At 59.2% G+C, this 3317-nt stretch carries 4 protein-coding genes and 1 pseudogene; all 5 read right to left on the bottom strand.

Features of this window, described 5'->3' with window-relative positions; translation table 11 throughout:
- On the bottom strand, positions 1 to 199 hold a 199-nt coding region (locus H0V78_09255), incomplete at its 3' end, for a hypothetical protein (GenBank protein ID MBA2351952.1).
- Between the two features lie 257 nt (positions 200 to 456).
- Positions 457 to 1318 (bottom strand): annotated as a pseudogene (locus H0V78_09250) (dienelactone hydrolase family protein).
- A gap of 18 nt (positions 1319 to 1336) precedes the next feature.
- Positions 1337 to 1969 (bottom strand): nitroreductase family protein, encoded by a 633-nt coding sequence (locus H0V78_09245; protein ID MBA2351951.1) that lies wholly within the window; start codon positions 1967 to 1969, stop codon positions 1337 to 1339.
- Positions 1959 to 2378 (bottom strand): DoxX family protein, encoded by a 420-nt coding sequence (locus H0V78_09240; GenBank protein ID MBA2351950.1) that lies wholly within the window; start codon positions 2376 to 2378, stop codon positions 1959 to 1961. The genes H0V78_09245 and H0V78_09240 overlap by 11 nt, the downstream gene beginning before the upstream one ends.
- A gap of 146 nt (positions 2379 to 2524) precedes the next feature.
- Complete coding sequence (locus tag H0V78_09235; protein ID MBA2351949.1) at positions 2525 to 3214, bottom strand: hypothetical protein; 690 nt, start codon at positions 3212 to 3214, stop codon at positions 2525 to 2527.
- Between the last annotated feature and the right edge of the window lie 103 nt (positions 3215 to 3317).

The following is a 3317-nucleotide window of genomic DNA, read 5'->3' as shown; positions in this document are numbered from 1 at the left end:
TGACCATCATCCTGTCTTTCGGCGCCTTGCTTTTCTGCGCTACGGATTCGGCCGGCGCCGTCGTGCCATCGGTGATGGCGAAGTTCGGGAAAATCCAGCTCGATTCATGCGCGGCTTGCGCCGAGCCGATCGCTGCGCCGGAAATAAACAATGCGGCGATTGCGCTGCGAACCAGATTGAAAGCGTTTGACTTGCTCATGTTTGCTGCTCCTGTGCTCGATGATTGAATGCGTCAATCCGCGCTTCGACGCCCTGGCGGTAATCGTTACCGCTGCATCTGTGCGCATTATCGAGAACACGAATCACGTCCCCATCACGCGAACTTAACGTTTGCATCACAGGGAAGGGCAGAAGCTGAGTGTTGCAACGCCGTTATGCGCAATGCATAGCAAGGCAAGCTGTGCGACGATCGCTGAAACGGTTTGGAACTCTTGCCGGCGCGACCACTCGTTGAATTCACGCGACGCCAAAGCGCCCGAACCATGCTTGCAGGCGTCCATCCATCCTGCGCCGCATCTGCGGTGTAGCTCGGACGATAGTCAGCATGAAAGCCGTGCGGCGCATCGGGATACACAACGATCTCGGAACGGTTGTCGGCCGCTTTCAGCGCGGCGAGCATGCGCTCCACGCTCTCTTGCGGAATACCCTGATCCTTGCCCCCGTACAAACCCAGTACCGGCGCTTCCAAGGACCCGGCGACGTCGATCGGATAGCGCGGCTGCAACGCGCTGCGATCTCCGTCCAGGCGGCCATACCAGGCAACGCCCGCTTTCAACCGGGGTTGATGCGCGGCGTAAAGCCACACGATGCGGCCGCCCCAGCAGAATCCGGTGATGCCCAGCCGCGCCGCATCGCCTTTACCGGTCTTCGCCGCCCAATCCGAAGCAGCGTCGAGATCGGACATCACTTGCGCATCGGGCACCCGGCTGACGACCTTGTGCAGGATTTCGTCGGCTCCGGAAAGCTTCGACACATCGCCCTGCCGGGCGTAAAGCTCAGGCGCGATCGCGAGGTAGCCGAGCTTGGCGAAGCGCCGGCAGAGGTCTTTCAGGTGTTCGTGCACGCCGAAAATTTCCTGCACGACGAGAACGACGGGGAAGTCCTTGCCCGTTTCCGGCATCGCGCGATAGGCCGGGATACTGCCATCGCCGACCGCTATCTTGACTTCGCCGGCCGTCAAGCCCGCGCTGTCGGTGGTGATGGTTTTCGCGCCCACCGGCTGCACGGCGAGCGCAAACCCGCTCGCCAGCACCGTGGTCACGAATTCCCGCCGGCTCCATTCGACTTTAGGCGTCAGGCTCAGGCTATCGGGGTACATGAAACCTCCCTGGCAGCGTTAATCGTGCAAAGCAGGCGGGGTGACCGGCGCGCCCCACTCGCCTTCAAAAAATTTCTCGCCGAGCGGTTTTCTGGTGCGCGCAGCCAGTTCGCGTGCCTGGTAATCGGGCGACAAAAGATCGGCACTGGCCTGATAGCCGATCGCTATCATCGCCATCGGCATGAATCCGTTCGGGATGCCGAACGCGGCAATCAGCTTCTCCTTGTCGAAGCCGCCCATCTGGTGCGCGGCGAGTCCCAGCGAGGCCGCTTGCAGCACAAGATTTTCGCTGGCGGCGCCGGTGTCGTGCTGCGCCCAGCGATTGGGTTTGCCGCTCTGCGAAAACTCGCTACCGGCGATCGAGGCGATCAGAAGCGGCGCATTTTTTACCCATTGCTGGTTGCCTGGCGACAGGCAATCGAACGCTTTCCGCCAGCCTGCCTCGTCGCGCCGATCCCATGCGATATAGCGCCAGGGTTCGTCGCCAAAGCACGAAGGCGCCCAGCGCGCGGCCTCGAACAAAGCAATCAACTGCGCATGCGAAACCGGCTTTGCGGGATCGAAAGCGCGCGGACTCCAGCGTCTCGCAATCAACGCATCGATGGCGACTGCGGTCGACGCCGTTTTGTCGGAGGCGCGATCAGCGCTCATGACTGTCCCGGTCCAGACTCAAAGGCCCGGCGCCGTAGGCGATGATGTACAACATGCCGCCCATGATTGCGACGTTCTTCATGAAACTATTGAACTGCATTTGCGTTTGCGCCGGATCGACCGCCCAGAACGCATGAAAAACCAGCGTCACCGGGATCAGGAACAGGAAGATCGCGAGCGCCGCCCAGCGCGCCTTCCAGCCGAGCAATATCATGAGCCCGCCACCGAGTTCGACAAGGATGGTCAGAACCAGCAGCACTTGGACCATCGGCAGGCCCTTGCTCGACATGTAGCCGGCGGTCCCGGCAAAGCCGACGATTTTTTTGAATCCGGAAATCACGAATATCAACGAAAGCAGAATTCTTCCGATCAAGGTCCCATAGCGTTGCGCCGTCGTGCAGGTATTCATTGCGCCTCCTGGAATACACTGGAAACCCGACGTATCGGCCACGCGCACAAGGTCGCGCGGCTGACCGCCTTCTTCTCAGGCTACTGCCGCTGTGCTCGAATCGTGCGACCCCGTTTTTTGCGATCCCGCGATAACTGCTGCGGAAACTACTTGCCGGCTACGAGGTTCGATGCTTTGCTGAAGGTCAGCGTTTCCTCGATCATCGGCCTGGACTTCGCGCCGTCCGGCGACGCCTGCTCGGGTATGATTGCGCGCATCTGGTAAACGCCGCCCGGAACGTCTTCGGCGAGCGTGAACAGGTAATATTTGCCGACATATTTTCCGAATCGCGCTTTCAGCGGATCATTGGCGTAAGGGATGATCTTGATCTCCTTGCCCTCGATTTCCCTGCCGTCGAAGCTGAATTTGACCGGCCGAACTTCCGCGCCGTCAACCAGCGAAAGGCGTATGCGCTTCTTGAAGTACGGCGGTTTGCCGCCCGTCAGGCGCTGCATTTCACGGATATCGCGCTCCAGAAAATACATGACAACGGGATTGCCAGACGCGTTTTCGACTGCCGGAAAGTCGGTTTTTCGCTCACCCGACAAGTAATCGGCCGACACGGTTTTACCCTCGTTGCCAACTTTGCTGATGTTGACCGAGACCTTGTCTTCGAAACCTCTTTCCAGCGCGCCGTCCTTCCTGAACTCGTACTGCAGAACCGTGGGTTGGGTGATTTCCTTCAGATGATCGGTTTCAAACAGCAGCACCTCGGCGTCCGAATGTTTTTCCTGGGCGTGAACGATCGGGGCAAAGACCAGTAGCAAAGCCGCTGCGAAAGCAAAAAATTTCGACACTATAATTCTCCTGAGACGACATACGAACGTTTTGGACTGGATGGATGACACTGTGTTCCGGATACCGGATATGCGCTGAAAACCTGATGACAGATAACGGGCT

It is taken from the genome of Burkholderiales bacterium, assembly GCA_013695435.1.
Classification (GTDB): Bacteria; Pseudomonadota; Gammaproteobacteria; order Burkholderiales; family JACMKV01; genus JACMKV01.
The sequence above is the reverse complement of the archived record's forward strand: the minus strand, read 5'-3'. Positions and strand labels throughout refer to the sequence as shown.

Coding starts and splice junctions, on each gene's coding strand:
- H0V78_09240 (MBA2351950.1), bottom strand. CDS start 2,378: ATGAATACCTGCACGACGGCGCAACGCTATGGGACCTTGATCGGAAGA.
- H0V78_09245 (MBA2351951.1), bottom strand. CDS start 1,969: ATGAGCGCTGATCGCGCCTCCGACAAAACGGCGTCGACCGCAGTCGCC.